At 68.2% G+C, this 14,628-nt stretch carries 13 protein-coding genes and 2 pseudogenes; 10 read left to right on the top strand and 5 right to left on the bottom strand.

All coding sequences use genetic code 11. From position 1 onward, the window contains the following. Window positions 1-119 precede the first annotated feature (119 nt). Genes ACIQK6_RS31270 through ACIQK6_RS31255 form a run of 4 tightly spaced genes read left to right on the top strand, consistent with a single transcriptional unit; the run spans window position 120 to window position 3,409 of the window. On the top strand, window positions 120-1,391 hold the full coding sequence (locus ACIQK6_RS31270) for a cation:proton antiporter (RefSeq protein WP_402695996.1): 1,272 nt from the start codon (window positions 120-122) through the stop codon (window positions 1,389-1,391). After that, the gene (locus ACIQK6_RS31265) at window positions 1,378-1,845 is read left to right on the top strand and encodes a CBS domain-containing protein (protein WP_329106893.1); all 468 of its coding nucleotides are present in this window, start codon (window positions 1,378-1,380) and stop codon (window positions 1,843-1,845) included. Before ACIQK6_RS31270 ends, ACIQK6_RS31265 begins: the two co-directional genes overlap by 14 nt. Next, complete coding sequence (locus ACIQK6_RS31260) at window positions 1,842-3,140, top strand: ArsB/NhaD family transporter (protein WP_329106891.1); 1,299 nt, start codon at window positions 1,842-1,844, stop codon at window positions 3,138-3,140. Before ACIQK6_RS31265 ends, ACIQK6_RS31260 begins: the two co-directional genes overlap by 4 nt. Before the next feature lie 47 nt (window positions 3,141-3,187). Then, window positions 3,188-3,409 carry a hypothetical protein gene (locus ACIQK6_RS31255; protein ID WP_329106888.1) on the top strand — a complete coding sequence of 74 codons (222 nt, stop codon included), beginning with the start codon at window positions 3,188-3,190 and terminating at the stop codon, window positions 3,407-3,409. A gap of 9 nt (window positions 3,410-3,418) precedes the next feature. Here the strand turns inward: ACIQK6_RS31255 and ACIQK6_RS31250 are convergent. Both ACIQK6_RS31250 and ACIQK6_RS31245 read right to left on the bottom strand, forming a co-directional pair. After that, window positions 3,419-4,482 (bottom strand): annotated as a pseudogene (locus tag ACIQK6_RS31250) (PucR family transcriptional regulator). 148 nt (window positions 4,483-4,630) lie between these two features. Continuing rightward, window positions 4,631-4,807, bottom strand: coding sequence for a hypothetical protein (locus ACIQK6_RS31245; protein WP_329106885.1), 177 nt, complete (start codon window positions 4,805-4,807; stop codon window positions 4,631-4,633). Window positions 4,808-5,542: 735 nt separating this feature from the next. On the opposite strand from ACIQK6_RS31245, the gene ACIQK6_RS31240 reads away from it, so the two are divergent. The 6 genes from ACIQK6_RS31240 (at window position 5,543) to ACIQK6_RS31215 (ending at window position 11,527) form a co-directional block, all read left to right on the top strand. Beyond that, window positions 5,543-5,971 carry a hypothetical protein gene (locus ACIQK6_RS31240; protein WP_329106883.1) on the top strand — a complete coding sequence of 143 codons (429 nt, stop codon included), beginning with the start codon at window positions 5,543-5,545 and terminating at the stop codon, window positions 5,969-5,971. Between the two features lie 34 nt (window positions 5,972-6,005). Beyond that, complete coding sequence (locus ACIQK6_RS31235; protein ID WP_402695993.1) at window positions 6,006-7,163, top strand: hypothetical protein; 1,158 nt, start codon at window positions 6,006-6,008, stop codon at window positions 7,161-7,163. A gap of 36 nt (window positions 7,164-7,199) precedes the next feature. Continuing rightward, window positions 7,200-8,264: a hypothetical protein gene (locus ACIQK6_RS31230; RefSeq protein WP_402695991.1), complete on the top strand. Its 1,065-nt coding sequence runs from the start codon at window positions 7,200-7,202 to the stop codon at window positions 8,262-8,264. 59 nt (window positions 8,265-8,323) lie between these two features. Continuing rightward, a complete protein-coding gene (locus tag ACIQK6_RS31225; protein WP_402695989.1) occupies window positions 8,324-9,265 on the top strand; it encodes a hypothetical protein in 942 nt (313 codons plus the stop codon). Window positions 9,266-9,557: 292 nt separating this feature from the next. Next, a complete protein-coding gene (locus ACIQK6_RS31220) occupies window positions 9,558-10,145 on the top strand; it encodes a hypothetical protein (protein ID WP_329106875.1) in 588 nt (195 codons plus the stop codon). Window positions 10,146-10,549: 404 nt separating this feature from the next. Continuing rightward, window positions 10,550-11,527, top strand: a complete 978-nt coding sequence (locus ACIQK6_RS31215; protein WP_329106873.1) for an L-threonylcarbamoyladenylate synthase — start codon at window positions 10,550-10,552, stop codon at window positions 11,525-11,527. 19 nt (window positions 11,528-11,546) lie between these two features. On the opposite strand, the gene ACIQK6_RS31210 is transcribed toward ACIQK6_RS31215, so the two are convergent. The 3 genes and pseudogenes from ACIQK6_RS31210 to ACIQK6_RS31200 form a co-directional block, all read right to left on the bottom strand. Further along, entirely contained in the window at window positions 11,547-12,188 is a 642-nt protein-coding gene (locus ACIQK6_RS31210; protein ID WP_329106871.1) for a carbonic anhydrase, read from the bottom strand. Window positions 12,189-13,601: 1,413 nt separating this feature from the next. Continuing rightward, window positions 13,602-13,766 (bottom strand): annotated as a pseudogene (locus tag ACIQK6_RS31205) (transposase); the annotation flags it as partial. 61 nt (window positions 13,767-13,827) lie between these two features. Beyond that, entirely contained in the window at window positions 13,828-14,520 is a 693-nt protein-coding gene (locus tag ACIQK6_RS31200) for a DsbA family protein (RefSeq protein WP_329106869.1), read from the bottom strand. Window positions 14,521-14,628: the final 108 nt, after the last annotated feature.

Below are 14,628 nucleotides of genomic sequence, written 5' to 3'. Positions count from 1 at the left end.
CAACTGCTGTCAGGGAACCGTCAAAGAGGCGTATGGAACCTGTAAAGTCCGCCGTGGTGTGCCGGGAAGTCTGGTCGGCGATGGGGATAGCTCTCTTCGCGGATCGGGGTTTTGACGTCATGGTGCTCGTCGCTGTTTTTGGTGTGGCGCTGCTGGTCGCCGTGCTGCTGTCCGGCCTCGCGGCCAGGACTGTTCTGTCAACCTCGCTGCTGTTCCTGCTGGGCGGGGCGCTGGTCAGTGACGGATTTCTCGGACTGATCCACATCACGGCCGGCAGTGAGATCGTCTCGGTGACTGCCGATCTGGCGCTGTTCGCGGTGTTGTTCACCGACGGGATGCACGTCTCGTTCCCGAAGCTGCGGCAGAACTGGAGGAACCCGGCCCGTGCGCTGGGGCTGGGCATGCCGCTGGCCATGGCCGGCATGGCGGTGATCACCCATTATCTGGTCGGGCTGGACTGGACGACGTCGTTCCTCATCGGTGCTGTGCTCGCGCCGACCGACCCGGTCTTCGCCTCCGCGATCGTGGGCCGTAAGGAAGTGCCCGCCAGGCTGCGGCAGCTGCTGAACGTGGAGAGCGGTATCAACGACGGCCTCGCGCTGCCCGTCGTTCTGCTCCTCATCGCCGCGGCCGGCCCCACTTCCGGCCAGGCGGATGCCTCCGTCGGCGAGATCGCCCTCGAGCTCGGGCTCGGTCTGGCCTTCGGGGCTGTGCTGCCGCTGCTGGTGGCGGGCCTGGTTCGGCTGCGGCTGCTGGGCGCCGAGCCGAAGCTCCAGCCGCTGCTGCCACTGGCCACCGGGATCATCCTGTACGGGTTGTGCCACCTCACCCATGCCAACCCCTACCTGGCGGCGTTCTCCGCCGGCGCCGTCCTGGCGTCCGTCTCGCCCGAGGCGAAGACGGTGTTCGAGCCGCTGGGCGAGATGCTCGCGGAGCTGGCCAAGTTCGCGGCCCTCCTCGTCTTCGGCGCGCTGCTCACCCCGGCGCTGTTCGGGGACCTGTCGGTGGGCGGTTACGCGGCCGTGGTGCTGGCGATCGTGCTGATCCGCCCCGCCTCCCTGCTGGTTTCCCTGCTGGGGGCGCGGATCGAGCGGCGGGAGAAGCTGGTCGCCGCTTGGTTCGGGCCCAAGGGCTTCGCGTCCGTCGTCTACGGCCTGCTCGTGCTCCAGGCTGGCATCCCTCAGGGCGAACAGGCGTACACGCTGATCGCGGTCTGCATCGCCTTCTCGATCATCGCCCACTCCAGCACCGACGTGCCGATCGCCCGCCTCTTCGACGTGGAAGACCTGGCAGGCATCCCCACTGACGACGACCACGCCCCGAAGCCGACCGCCCCCGTTCCCGCGCTGAGCAGTGCACCCGACCAGGAGAAGCGCCATGATCGCCCGTGATCTCGCCGAGCCCTATCCACATGTGACCACCGATGACCCGGCCGTGGACGCGGTCCGTCTGCTCGCCGAGCACGACCTCGCCGCGCTCCTGGTCCTGGACTCCGACGGGACGCCGTACGCGGTGGTGCCCGGGTCCCAGCTGGTTCGGCAGCTGGTGCCCGAGTACGTCATGGAGGACCCGCTGCTCGCAGCCGTCATCGACGACCGGTACGCCGACGGCCTCACCGAGGACCTGGCCGGCAAGAGCGTGGCCGAGTGGATCCCGCGGCGGACGTTCAAACCGGCCTTCGTCGGCCCGGAGGCCGGGGCTCTTCAGATCGCAGCCCTCATGGCGCGTAGCCACGTCCCGCTGGTGGCCGTCGTCGACCGCGACGACGACGGACGCCGGTTGGTGGGGGTGGTCTCGGCCGCCTCTTTGATGCGCCATCTGCTCGACGTGGGAGGCAAGGCGTGAGCGGCTGGCAGAGCTGGGCCGCGATCGCCGTCTTCGCGGGCGTCTACGTCCTGATCATCACCGAGTGGATCCACCGCGTCGCCGCGGCCCTCGGTGGCGCGGCCCTGATGCTCGCCATCGGCGCCACGGACGACAAGGCCGCCTTCCACTCGGACAAGACCGGCATCGACTGGAACGTCATCTTCCTACTGCTCGGCATGATCATGATCGTCGGCGTCCTGAAGCGGACCGGTCTCTTCGAGTACCTGGCCATCTGGTCGGTGAAGAAGGCGAAAGCCAAACCGTTCCGGGTGATGGCCATGCTGGTCGTCATCACCGCCGTGGCTTCCGCCCTGCTGGACAACGTCACCACCGTGCTCCTCGTCGCGCCGGTGACGCTCCTGGTCTGCGACCGGCTGAAGCTGTCGCCGATTCCGTTCCTGCTCGCCGAGGTGTTCGCGTCCAACATCGGCGGAACCGCCACCCTCGTCGGCGACCCGCCCAACATCATCATCGCCAGCCGGGCCGGCCTCACCTTCAACGACTTCCTCGTTCACCTCGCCCCGCTGGCCGCGGTCCTGACCCTCGTCCTCGTGCTGCTCTGCCGACTCATGTTCGCCAAGCACTTCGTCTTCGACGAGCAGCGCGCCGCCGAAATCATGAAGCTGCGCGAACGCGAGGCGATCAAGGAGCCCCGGCTGCTCATTCAGGGTCTGGGCGTCCTGACCCTGGTCGTCGCCGGGTTCGTCCTGCACCCCGTGCTGCACTACGAACCCAGCGTCGTCGCGCTCCTGGGTGCCGGTCTGCTGATCGCGATCTCCAAGGTCGAGACCGGCGAGGTGCTCGGCGAGGTCGAATGGCCGACCCTCGCCTTCTTCGCGGGCCTGTTCGTCATGGTCGGCGCCCTCATCGAGACCGGCGTCATCGGCGAGCTCGCGAGTTCCCTCGCGGGCATCATCGGCGGAGCCCAACTGGGCGGCACCATGCTCCTGCTGGGCGGCTCGGCCGTGCTGTCGGGGATCGTGGACAACATCCCCTACGTCGCCACCATGGCGCCCATCACCAGCGAACTCGTCACCGACATGGGCGGTGACCCCGACCACGTCATGTGGTGGGCCCTCGCCCTGGGCGCCGACCTCGGCGGCAACGCCACCGCCATCGGCGCCTCCGCCAACGTCGTCGTCCTCGGCATCGCCGAACGCAACCGCCACCCCATCAGCTTCTGGCAATTCACCAAGTACGGCCTCGTCGTCACCGCCGTCACCATCGCCATCTCGGCCGTCTACCTGTGGCTGCGCTACTTCGCCCTGGCGTGAGAACCGACCGCCCCTTCCACTGGGAAGGCGAGAAAGGGAGGTTCGGCATGGCACGCAGCCGGCGCGTGGAGGCCGTCTCCATCGCCCTGTGGTGGGGTGGGCTCACCGCGTTGTTGTGGGGTGGAGGGCACCTCAGGGACGCGCCTGCCTCGCTGGTGGCGTGTGCGGCGAGCGCCGCCTTGCTGATCAGCCTCGGCCAGGTGGCCCACCGGCTTCGCTGCCGCATCCGGGAGCACTGGGCGGCGGCCCGCAGGAACCGCACGCGCTGAGGTGCGGGCTCACAGCTCGGTGTCGGGCCAGCCGAGCAGGCGGGCGCCGATCACCGCGGTCTGGAGGGTGTAACGGTTGACCGGGTCGGCCGGGTCGGCGCCGGTGAGGCTGTGGATCCGCTCCAGCCGGTAGGTCAGTGCCCGCACGCTCAGCGACAGCCGCCGCGCTGCCTCGGTCGCCACACAGCCGCTGTCGAAATACGCGGTGAGGGTGTCGATGAAGGGCCGGACGCCACCGCGCCCCTTGCGGAGTGGGCCCAGCACGCTTTCCACTAGGTCCGCCATCGCCTGCCGGTCCCGTGTCAGGACCGGATACACCAGTAGATCCGCGGCGTGCAGCACCGGACCTTCCAGGCCCATCCGCTCCGCCAGGTCCAGGGCGTTCAGTGCCTCCTCGTAGGAGTGCACCACGCCCCCGGCACCGGGGTGGGAGCGGCCTATCGCGACGCGGCCACCGTCGGTGGCCGCGTAAGCCTGCTTCGCGAAGAACGCCAGAACATCGGGCTGGTCTCCGGGGGCCACACAGATCAGCCGCCCGTCCTTCGTGGTCAGCAGGATCTGCCGGCCCGCGAACCGGGCCAGCACCGCCGACTCGATCCCGCGCGCCACCGGGTACCCGTCCCCGTACGGCTCCGGGCCCGTCGCCACGGCCACCGCGTGGGCCTGGGACAGACGCAGCCCGAACCGTTCGGAACGCTCAGCCAGCCGGCCCAGATCGCTGCGCCCGTACAGCAGGTCGTCGATGAACTCCCGACGTGCGGCCTCCTCCTGGCGTACTGCCTGATGCTGGGCACGCTCGTAACCCTCCACGAACGCATCCACCGCCTGCTCCAGCACGGCCAGCAATGAACCTGCCGCTGCGGGGGGGGCAGGGTCATAAGTGCCTCCTGAGCCGCGCACACGTGCTGCCGCAGGGGCCCACGAACCGGCACGCCCAGTTCCGCCGCCCGTTCCCCCCGGACCCGGCAGGCCTCGAGTTCGGCGCGGGTCAGTCGGCGCCCCGTGAGACAGGCAGAGTGCAGGAGATCGGGCAGCCCTGCCACATGCTCGTTCGATACTGCCTGGTCAGCCACGTCGTCCCCCTGATCGCAACACCTCTATGGCGCGGAACAAGGGTGCCACGCAGACAGACGGGCGCTGTCTGTGCCACCAGAAGAGTGCAGTCCGATGCCGGTGCGCAGCAGCGCTGGTCCGTGGCGATCATGCCACGCGCTGCGCGTTTCAGCGGTGGCGGGCCGTCACCCACACCGCGGCCACGACCGCCAGCACGAACGCGCCGACAGCGAACAACGGCGTACCGCAGCGGGGCACCACGTACAGCGCCAGACCGGCCGCGGTGAGGACGAGACCGGCGGGAAGGAGTGGCGATACCGGCCCACGACAGGGAGCACGGAGCATGGCATGTGCCTCCTGGCAGGAGGGGAAGATCGGACTGATCCCAGACTCGCATGCTGCGGCCACGGGGCCCAGGCTTCCCCCAGGCCCGGGCCGCAGATCGGGAGTGGCGGAACAGGCTCTTTCCGCCCCCGTGGGGGCGGTTCACGACGCAGATACGCGCGTCCCGCGACCTGATCGGCAGCCGCGCTCGATCGCGATGAATCCGCACGCGTGATCGATGAGCTGCCGCCGTGCCGTTACCCAGGTGGGCTGGGCAGCCCTGCAGCCCGCTCCCCGTCGGCGCGGCGTGCCTCCGGCTCGGTGTGAGTCATGCGGCGCCCGGTGGTGCAGGCGGCGTCGCGCAGGCACTCGGCACATCTCGTCAGCTGCCCTTACGGCGCTTCCGGCTCCGCCCCCTCCCCGTTCTCATCGCTTCGGCGAAGCCACTTACGTGGAATCAGCGCCACAGGTAGCGAAGTCTCCTCCACCGGCAGCGGATGGCAGGTGAAGACTGCCGGTCTACGGCAGTGTGCTGCCGCGAAGCGACAGAGAGGATCAAGGAATGCCGTGTGCCAAGGAGAGCTGCGCCGTGCCCGGCATCCGATGGTCGCTGCCGCGGCAGTACTGGACGCGGCAGGCATGGCACAGCGCATATTCGCAGCTCCCAGACCGTCGTCGATCCGTGGTTCGTCCGCGAACACAGGCAGTTTGACGGTCTGCAGGAAACAAGGCTTTTCGAGTTGAACGGGGACGGTCGTGTCGGGGGACTTCACGCAGGAGTGGGGCGGCGAGAGAGCAAGGGCCGCAGATCAGGCGGCGATGCGGCTCAACAGTGTTCCGGCGGCCGACGGCGGTGGCGGTGGGACTTTCGCTTCGACGCCGGCGCAGAAGAGGTCTGCCGCAAACACCATTCAGACCGAGCTCGAGCCGAACACCAAGAAGGCGACGGAGCACGCGGACGAGAGCACCAACACCGCGGTCAAGGGCTTCGACGGCTGGGACGCGGCAGTGGGGCTGAAGAAGGTGGCGGACACGTGGGACCAGCAGGTGAAAGTCCTGATGGGCCGGCTCGGTTCTGAAAAGGGATCGCTGCGCGGCGCCTCGGGCCTGTTCGTACAGAACGACCTCGGCACGGGGGACGGGTTCCGTCCCCTGGGCACCCACTCGAAGCTCAACGGTCTGTAAGGCGGAGCAGTACATGTTGACGTACCACGAAGTGATGTCGACCGACCTGGGCCTGCTGACGACGGCAGCGGGCAAGTGGGACGATATGGCGGGCGAGCTGAGGAAGGTCGAGACCCGTTACGGCGACAGTGTCCAGAAGATCACCATGGGGCCCGACTGGAGCGGTGTCAGTGTCGGCGTCGCCCAAACGAGCTTCGCGGCCACACGGTACGAGTACTCCGCAGCGCAGATCCAAGCAAAGGCGGTCGAGAGCCTGCTGCGCGATGCCCACACCCATTTCGCCGACCTGAAGAAGCGCCTCGAGTCCGCGCGCGACGACGCGATCAAGGCGGGCATGACCGTCTCGGAGCAGGGCACGGTCGCATTCGACTACGCCAAACTGACTCCCGCCGAGCGCAGCGCCTATCACCACGACCCGGACGGCCAAACCACCAGCCGTGACGCGGTCAACAAGTGGCAGCAGCACATCAACGACCGGGTCAAGGCCGTCTCCGAAGCCGACCACGGCGTCAAGATCGCCCTTGGGGCGGTCGTGGTGGACAGCAACAAGGACGCCTTCGGCAAGGGCAACGACGGAACCCTCAACGGCTTCAACGCCGACGCGCAGGGCGACATCGAGGTGTACGAGGCCCGTAACGCCGAGGACATCGCCACTCGTATCAACAGCGGCGACAAGGTGTCGGCAGCCGACTACGCCGAGCTGGACCGTTCCTTCCGCGACAACGCCAAGAGCACCGAGTTCAACCAGACCTTCCTCAACGGGATGGGTGCCCAGAACACGCTCAAGTTCACGAACAAGCTCAACGACCTGGCGTATCAGGATGACAAAACGGGCAAGCAGACCTACCTGGACCTGGAGAAGGGGCTCGCCAACTCTCTGTCCAACGCGATGCAGGACCCGAAGTCGAAGTTCTACAAGGACTTCCGGGAGCAGCTGAAGAAGGCCGGTGTCGAGAAGTTCGACCTAGCGGTAGCCGCCGAGGCTCCGAACGTCATCAGTCGTCGCCACGGGGAGCAGCAGGTCCGGGGCTATCAGAGTCTGATCACGCTGATGCAGAGCGGCGACGGATACTCGGCGCCGTTCCTGCACGACCTGGCGGACGACATCCGCTCGGCCGAGGACAAGAAGCGCGGCGGCGATCCGAACGTCTGGGATCTGCAGGGCGACTTCAGCGGCAAGAACGGCGGATGATTCGCCAACGACCCGCTCGACGGCCTGCTCGGCATCATGTCCAAGGACCCCGCCGCCGCCACCTCGTATCTCGACCCGGGTGCAGACCACAAGAACGACAACCTCCAGTACCTGCTGAAGGAACGCGACTGGAAGTTCGACGACACTCCCGTCTGGCACGGCGAGATCGAGACACGCAGCGACATCGAGAGTGAGGGCAAGGACGCCCGCACCGGTCTGGGACTGCTCCTTGAATCCGGCACGACCGGCCATACGCCGCTCGGCCCGAACCAGGAACCTCGGCCGGCGACCCCGCACACCGAGGGACAGGCGCGCATCATGCACGACGGGATCGGCGGGCTCGGACCCGACCAGAGCGTCCACGAGAACATGCGCGAGCCCCTGGCCCGCGCCCTGGGCACCTACACCGCCGACACCCACGAGATCCTCGGAGGCCTGGACTCCAAGTACATCTCCGCTTCCGGGGCCGGCTACTTCCAAGACGGCGACAAGATCCACATGGCGGTCAGCCAGAAGGATCTGGTGCAGTTCATGCGTGGCCTCTCGGAGGACCCCGAGGCCTACGGAACGCTCCACAAGGCGGAATCCCGGTACATCGACCTCTCCCTCGAAGAGATCCCCAAGGGAGCGCACGGATCGGAGCTCACCAACCCGATCAACAAAGCGGGTACGGCTCTGGGCGTCATGAGCTCCATCCGGGAGGACGTGATCAACGACGGCCGGATGGCCGGGTACAGCGAGGCCGACTGGAAGGCGAAGCTCGCCTACCACGTCATCGGCGGTGCGGTGACTCCCATGTACTTCACCACGGCCGGCGGTGTCTCGCTCGCCTTCGGCGACGCGATCCAGCGCGGCGTGGACACCTGGGCCTGGGAGTGGGGCAACCGGATGAAGGGAGAGGTCGATGCCAAGGTCAACCCCCAGATCGCGGACGAGTACCTTTCCGTCAACACCCAGGCGCCGATCCTGATCCGCGAATGGGCCAACGACCGGGCCGACATCTCGGAGAGCGACGTCCAGGACTACACCCGCGATGTCCTCGAAGGCCGGGTCCGCGGTACGGAGACAGCACACAAATACCTGACCGACACGACGAACTGATCGGGCAGGCAGGCAGAGAAGTGGGGACATCGATGACGGGGAGCACAGGACGCCGAGCCGTGTCGGCGAAGGCTTGGGCTGCGGCAGGAGTATGCCTGGCGCTGCTGGGCGGATTCGTTGCCTGGTTCCTCGTCGGGCGCGAGACGGCCCCTACTTGTAACGGCCTGGCCGAAGACACGAGGGTGCAGAAGTCGGTGGGGCACTCTGTCCACCCCGGCATCAGTTGCGCGGCGCTCGGAGAGGCGATCGTAAAGGCGACTACGGGCAGCCAACCGGGGCGTCACACCCAGGCGCAGGCGCAGGCGATGAAAGATGTTGTCTTTGCGCTCGGCTGGGTGCAGTCGCAGAAGATCGAGATCGACCCCGCCTTGAGGGTGCCCCTTGCCACCGCCCTGGCCGACTACGCCCCCGACGTACATGAGATGCTCGCCGGTCTTGACAACGAGTACATAGTGAACGCGGGCGACAACAAGTCGCCCTGGGAAGCCGATGGTACATACCACCTGTCGGTCTGGAACAACGTGCTCACGAAAACCCTGCGCGCGGTGGCGGTGGATCCCCAGGCGTACGCCCTGCTGCGAATGGCGGAGACCCACACCGCGGCTGCCCAGCTTGCGGCCGTCCCTGCGGACGCGACCGGCGTAGACCTCTCCCTGCCACCGACGAAGAACGCCCGCGCCCTCGGCATCCTCGACGGCATCGCCGACGCAGCCGTAAGCCAGGACGCCCAAGAGGCCCGAAAATGGCACACCACGGTCTTCGACCGTCTGCTCACCGAACAGGCAAACCAATCGGAGTCGGCCGGTCGCCTCACCGCCACGTGGCTCCAGGAACTCAAGAACACCCCCGAACAGCAACGCGCGGAACACCTGCGTGCCCAGGGCCTTGACATGGCCCGCACCTGGGCACACACCCGCACCATGGACGAGCCCACCCGGCAGGACCTGCTCACCAAAGTGGAAAACAGCGCCCGCAACGCCCACCAGGAGACTAAGCACTGAGCCCTCGGGCTTCACTGCGAGAAAGCCCAGCCTTCACCGCCGCCACGAAGCAGGCCCTTCCGTCCGACCCGTGGCCGCCGGCCAGACATCGCAGAACCGTTTCGCACCGCAGCCAACACCACCCATGCACCCGGGGACGGGGGCAACGCCCTTCCCCCGTGAACCGCCCCGCTCAAGCGGGTGCACTCCCCCACCACAGGACAACGCCGACGACGGCAGAACGCTACGCGCCGGTCCGCCGTCGACAGCGTGATGCGGGGCAGCGACCGCCGTCTTCCTCCGAGGGATACCGATGAACAAGAAGTGGCTGCCGCTGACCGTCGTGCTCGGCGCCGCCGGGGTGGCCGTCGTGACGGCGAGCTTCTGGCCTGACGACGAGAAGCCGCCGCTACCGCAGACACTGTGCCATGGGGCGCTCAGCCGGCAGACGGCGGAACTGATCGACGACGGCAAGGGGGGCGAGGCCAGCACGGAGGAGTGGGAGAGCAAGGGCAAGAGCACCGATCACGCGGTGTTCAAGGGGTGCCAGGTGCTGCGCGCCAACGCGGACAGCGACTACCCCCGAGGGGTCTACACCCTGATCATCGAAGACAACCGGAACGACCCTCACTACAAGCCCAAGGACTCCGTCCCCCTCGGCCCCGGCTTCACCGGCTGGGCGCTTCCCGACAGGGCCGAGGCCAACCTGCCCGCCGGCTGTGCCGCCCGCATGGGCTCGACGGCGCCGAACATCGCGGTGACGCTCATGGCGCCCTCCAAGAAGGGGGAGAAAGAGGAGAAGGACCTCGTCGACCGGGACGCCCCCGAGATCAGCAACAATGCGGCCGTGGTGCGGGAAGCCGCCACCAAGCTCGCCAAGAAGTACGGCTGCGAGGCGTAGAACCGACGTCAGCGGGGGCAGTCGTCCACGGGCCCCCGCTGACGTCGGCACGATGACCCGCCCGTCGTGCCTCCGCAGGGGGTGGGTTCGGTGTGGGTGGTGAGGCGGTCGATGAGGTGCCATCCGTAGCCGCCGGTCCCGTCGGTCCGTGGCAGGCGGGGCTCTGCCGGTTCGGGGCTGGTGTCGGTGACGCGGATCTCGATGTGGTCGCCGTGGAATTCGAGGCGAAGGACGGCCGAGCGTCCGATCCTCTTCGAGCCCGCCCTGATGTCGGCCGGTCAGCGCGACCGGGCCATCCGGCCTGGGCGGCATCATGGAGGTGGTAAGGCGTGCATGGGTCTCTTGGTCATACGCCGGCGGGATCAGGTACGTGGTGAACGGAATCGTGAGAGGGAAGTACGAGGGTGGCGACAGTAACCACTGACATCGAGAGGGCAGCGGACGTGCTGCGGGCGGGGGGCCTGGTGGCCTTGCCGACCGAGACCGTCTACGGTCTGGGCGCGGATGTCGAGGACCCCATTGCCGTGGCGCGGATCTTCCAGGTCAAGGGGCGGCCGGCCTCTCACCCGCTGATCGTCCACATCGCCGCTGCGGACGAGCTGGACGCCTGGGTCGAGGAGGTGCCCGCGGCCGCGCGCCTACTGGCTGAACACTTCTGGCCCGGGCCGCTGACCCTGGTCCTGCGGCGCGGCCACCGCGTGCCGCTCGAAGCCACCGATGGTCTGGAGACGGTGGCCGTGCGCGTGCCCGACCATCCCGTTGCCCTCGCGCTGCTGTCGGCCTTCGGCGGCGGCATCACGGCCCCGTCCGCGAATCGCTTCGGCTCGGTCAGCCCCACCACCGCCGACCACGTTCGGGCGGAGCTCGGTGACGCCGTCGATTTCGTCCTGGACGGCGGCTCCTGCCAGGTTGGCGTCGAGTCGACCATCGTCGACGTCACGGGTGAGACCCCGAGCATCCTGCGGCCGGGCGGGGTGACGCGTGAGGACCTCGAAGCGGTGCTGGGGCACCCGGTCGTGGTCCCGTCTACGAGCGATGTCCGGGTACCGGGCCAGCACCCGTCGCACTACGCGCCGCGTGCCCGGGTCGTCCTCGTCGAGCCGGAGAAGGTCGTCGCCGAAGCCGAGCTCGCCCAGCAGGCGGGGCACCAGGTAGGCGTCCTTCTTCCCCCGCCCCTCGCCGACGCTGCGGTGAAGGCGCACGTCGTGGTGCCCCTGCCCGGTTCGCTGGACGCCTACGCGCACGGGCTGTACGGGTTCCTGCGTGAGCTCGACCAGCAGGGATGCGACCTCATCGTCGCGTCCCTGCCGGTGGAGGAGGGGCTGGGCCTCGCGATCGCCAACAGGCTTCGCCGGGCCGCGGGGCCCCGATCCTCCCAGTGAGCGGCCACGGCCGGGGCGGTCAGGACGTGGTAGGGACGGCCGCGTCGAGGCCGCGCGTGGCGACGAGCTGGGCGCTGCCGTCGGACAGGCGGTAGGACAGCCCCACCACGGCGGACCGGCCGGCCGCCACCGCCTCGGCCAGGACACGGGAGCGTTCCAACAGCAGGTCCACGGTGTGCTCGATGTGCTCGGCCAGGATCTCCTCGGCCGTCTCGCGTCCGGCGGCACGGGCTGCCAGCACACTCGGGGTCACCCGTTCGACAACGTCCCGAACGAAGCCGCCCGGCGTCTGCCCGTTCTCCAGGGCGGAGCAGGCAGCGGCGACCGCGCCGCACGAGTCGTGGCCGAGGACGACAACCAGTGGCGCTTCGAGAACGCTCACGCCGAACTCGATGGACCCGAGGACTTCGGTACCGGCGACGTGCCCGGCGGTGCGGACCACGAACAGGTCACCCAGGCCACGGTCGAAGATGATCTCGGCGGCCAGCCGGGAATCCGAACACCCGAACATCACCGCGAAGGGCTGCTGGGAGGGTGCGACCTCGGTGCGGCGGGTGGCGTCCTGGTTCGGGTGCTCGGGGGTACCGGCGACGAAGCGCCGGTTACCGGCCATGAGCATGTCGAAGGCGTCGCGGGGCGTCGGGGTCTGGGTCTCGGTCATGGCCGCAGCCTACGAGCAGGCACCCGCCGTCGCGACAACTGGTCCCGCCGGACACACTGGCCACGGTCACCATCGTGACCGTGCTGGACGCCGAGGACACCGACGACGCCATCACCACGGCCGTCGACAAAGTTGTCGCGGAGACCGGCCGCCTGGCCGTCCTGAGCTGCGCGGCACCCAAGAGACGCCGCCGGACGGACATGTCCTTGCCACCGCGCGCCTGCGGGGATGGGGCTGCGAGGGTAGAACGATTCGGGGCGGTCAGTCGCCCGCGCGGGAGGCGCCCAGGACTCGATCGCCGCCACCATCGCCGAGCCCGTTGACTTCGAGCTGCGGGGCCACCAAGCACCAGCTCGGTAGTGGGGTAGCGCGCTACGGTACGTGACCGGCTCCGGGATTCGACTCAACGTCGCCGCCAGGCGGAACGTGTACATCCTCGTTCGTCTGCCCACGCGAGATTCTCCGATGCTGGTTCGGTGCTGACTTCGGAGGGGTAGCGGCGGGAAATCTGCAGGTCCTAGCTCTGGTCTGATGAGTTGTCGTACCACTCGATGGTGGTCCCGATGAGGCTGGCGGCGACGATTCTGCGAATTCCGGTTGACGATGGTGCGGCTGTTGCGGGGGAGGTCATGTGCACCACTTCCGGGGGCTGCGGGGACGTTTGGTGTGGCCACACCGTAGAAGCCCGCAGGTCGGCAACATATGTGGCGGGACATCACATTCAGGCACCACCTTGTGTACCCAACCACCACGCCGCTGCCTTGGACACCTTGAAGGCTTCCGGAACACCTAACCGACTCCTGCCTCAAAGCGTGGATCAGCCTGTTTTGCACCCCGATGCTGACTCCCGTGCTGGTTCGGCGCTGACCCCAAAGCCCTTGTCAGCACCTCTGGCGACTCGTCGTCCCGTGCTCGTTCGGTGCTGACTACGCAGCGTTGAACTCGGCTATTCACGGGCGGACCGGATCCTTGGCACTGCCAGTCCGGGGATGCGGCCGGCCTGGCGAGACCGGTCGCACCGCGGTCCCGCCACCGGGCGTCAGGCCGCTTGGACCACGGCCTCGAACTCGAGCGGCCGGCTCAGCTCGGTCTCGCGCGTGAAGACCGAATCCGTCAGGCCTGGATGCTGCCCGCGGGCACCCCAGCGGGTGCAGAAGTTCGCCGTGCCGAGCGCGTACTAGGACACACGCAGGCCGGTCCGGTGTCCGAAGGTCGTGTAACGCATCAGATGTCCTTGCTCAAGGGTCGATAGGGGCAAGCGGTGGTGCGGCGGGGCGTGCCTCACGCCGCATCCGGCGAAGCGCTCAGGCTCTGCCTGACGTACCGGCTGATTTCGTCGGCGAGGACCGAGAGCAGGCCCGTCGATGCCGTACAGGGCCTGCGCGGCAACATCGGCGGGGCCGCCCTCGTGGATCCGTCGGCGCGGCCGCGCTCACGGTCTTCGGTCCAGGGCTTGGGCAGGTAGAGCTCGCGGTCGACCAGAGCGTGGCCGCGCACGGTGGTGGCGTAGGCGGCGAGGACGCCGATCTGACAGTTCTCGGTTCGCCCGGCATGACCGTCCCGCGACCGCCGCACACCCACTACGCTCCCCACCTCCAGGCCGTTGACCATGCAAGTCACTGAGACTCCGGCCGCAGTGTCAGCCCGTGGCAGTCGTCAGGAGAAGGTCCTCGTAGATCGTCGGGTCGTCGGATTCGATCACCGGAAAGCCGACGCCGTAGGAGCCTTCCCAGCGTACGTCGATCCCGGGGTTGGCCCAGTCGCTGCCGTCGGGCAGGAACAGGTGCGGGCTGCAACTGACCGCCTCGGTACGGGCGACCGCGGTCTGGCCGGAGAGGTTGCTGCGGGCTCGGCCGTCGTCCAGGGCCTCCGCCAGCGCCGTCACGTCGACGACGCCGGTCTCCGCGGCCACGTCCAGGATGACCTTGCGGTGACTGACGGACCGCGACTCGGCCCAGAACGCCTTCCGCAGGCCGAGGTCGAGCTGTTCGGACGCCGCAAGGGACTGCAACTTGGCGGCCTGGACCGCCTCCAGCGCGGGCAGCATGGTGGAGGGATAGAGCCAGTCCTTGGCCTGCCAGAGCTGCCAGCCGGCCGCCGGCTCCAGGCTGGCCATCCGGCCCACCTCGCTGTCGGTTCCGGGGCGGGGGCTGGGCGCGTCGTTGAGGAGCTCAAGGGGGAAGGCCCGCAGGTCGAAGCCGACCTGGGTCTCGAGTCCGAGCCGCTTGCGCGTGGCGTGCAGACGGTGGATGGCGATGTGTGCGAACGAACACCAGATGTCCGAGAAGACGGTGATGATGCCCGGCGGCGGTGTCAGGGATGCGGTGGTCAACGGTGGCTCCGAGGGGTTTCAAGGAATGGTGGAGTGATGGAGTGATGGAGTGGTGATTCAGGGCTCAGCAGTCGCTGAGGTTCGAGAGCTCGACGGTGGCTGAGAGTC

Origin of the sequence: Streptomyces sp. NPDC091682 (genome assembly GCF_044756625.1) — a bacterium.
In the GTDB taxonomy this organism is placed as follows: Bacteria; Actinomycetota; Actinomycetes; order Streptomycetales; family Streptomycetaceae; genus Streptomyces.
This window is presented reverse-complemented; position numbering and strand designations above follow the sequence as displayed.

Bases quoted from the DNA above. Each gene is read 5' to 3' on its own strand.
- ACIQK6_RS31245 (WP_329106885.1), bottom strand. From the start codon at position 4,807: ATGCTCCGTGCTCCCTGTCGTGGGCCGGTATCGCCACTCCTTCCCGCC.
- ACIQK6_RS31210 (WP_329106871.1), bottom strand. From the start codon at position 12,188: ATGACCGAGACCCAGACCCCGACGCCCCGCGACGCCTTCGACATGCTC.
- ACIQK6_RS31265 (WP_329106893.1), top strand. From the start codon at position 1,378: ATGATCGCCCGTGATCTCGCCGAGCCCTATCCACATGTGACCACCGAT.
- ACIQK6_RS31235 (WP_402695993.1), top strand. From the start codon at position 6,006: ATGTCGACCGACCTGGGCCTGCTGACGACGGCAGCGGGCAAGTGGGAC.
- ACIQK6_RS31230 (WP_402695991.1), top strand. From the start codon at position 7,200: ATGTCCAAGGACCCCGCCGCCGCCACCTCGTATCTCGACCCGGGTGCA.
- ACIQK6_RS31270 (WP_402695996.1), top strand. From the start codon at position 120: ATGGTGCTCGTCGCTGTTTTTGGTGTGGCGCTGCTGGTCGCCGTGCTG.
- ACIQK6_RS31255 (WP_329106888.1), top strand. From the start codon at position 3,188: ATGGCACGCAGCCGGCGCGTGGAGGCCGTCTCCATCGCCCTGTGGTGG.
- ACIQK6_RS31220 (WP_329106875.1), top strand. From the start codon at position 9,558: ATGAACAAGAAGTGGCTGCCGCTGACCGTCGTGCTCGGCGCCGCCGGG.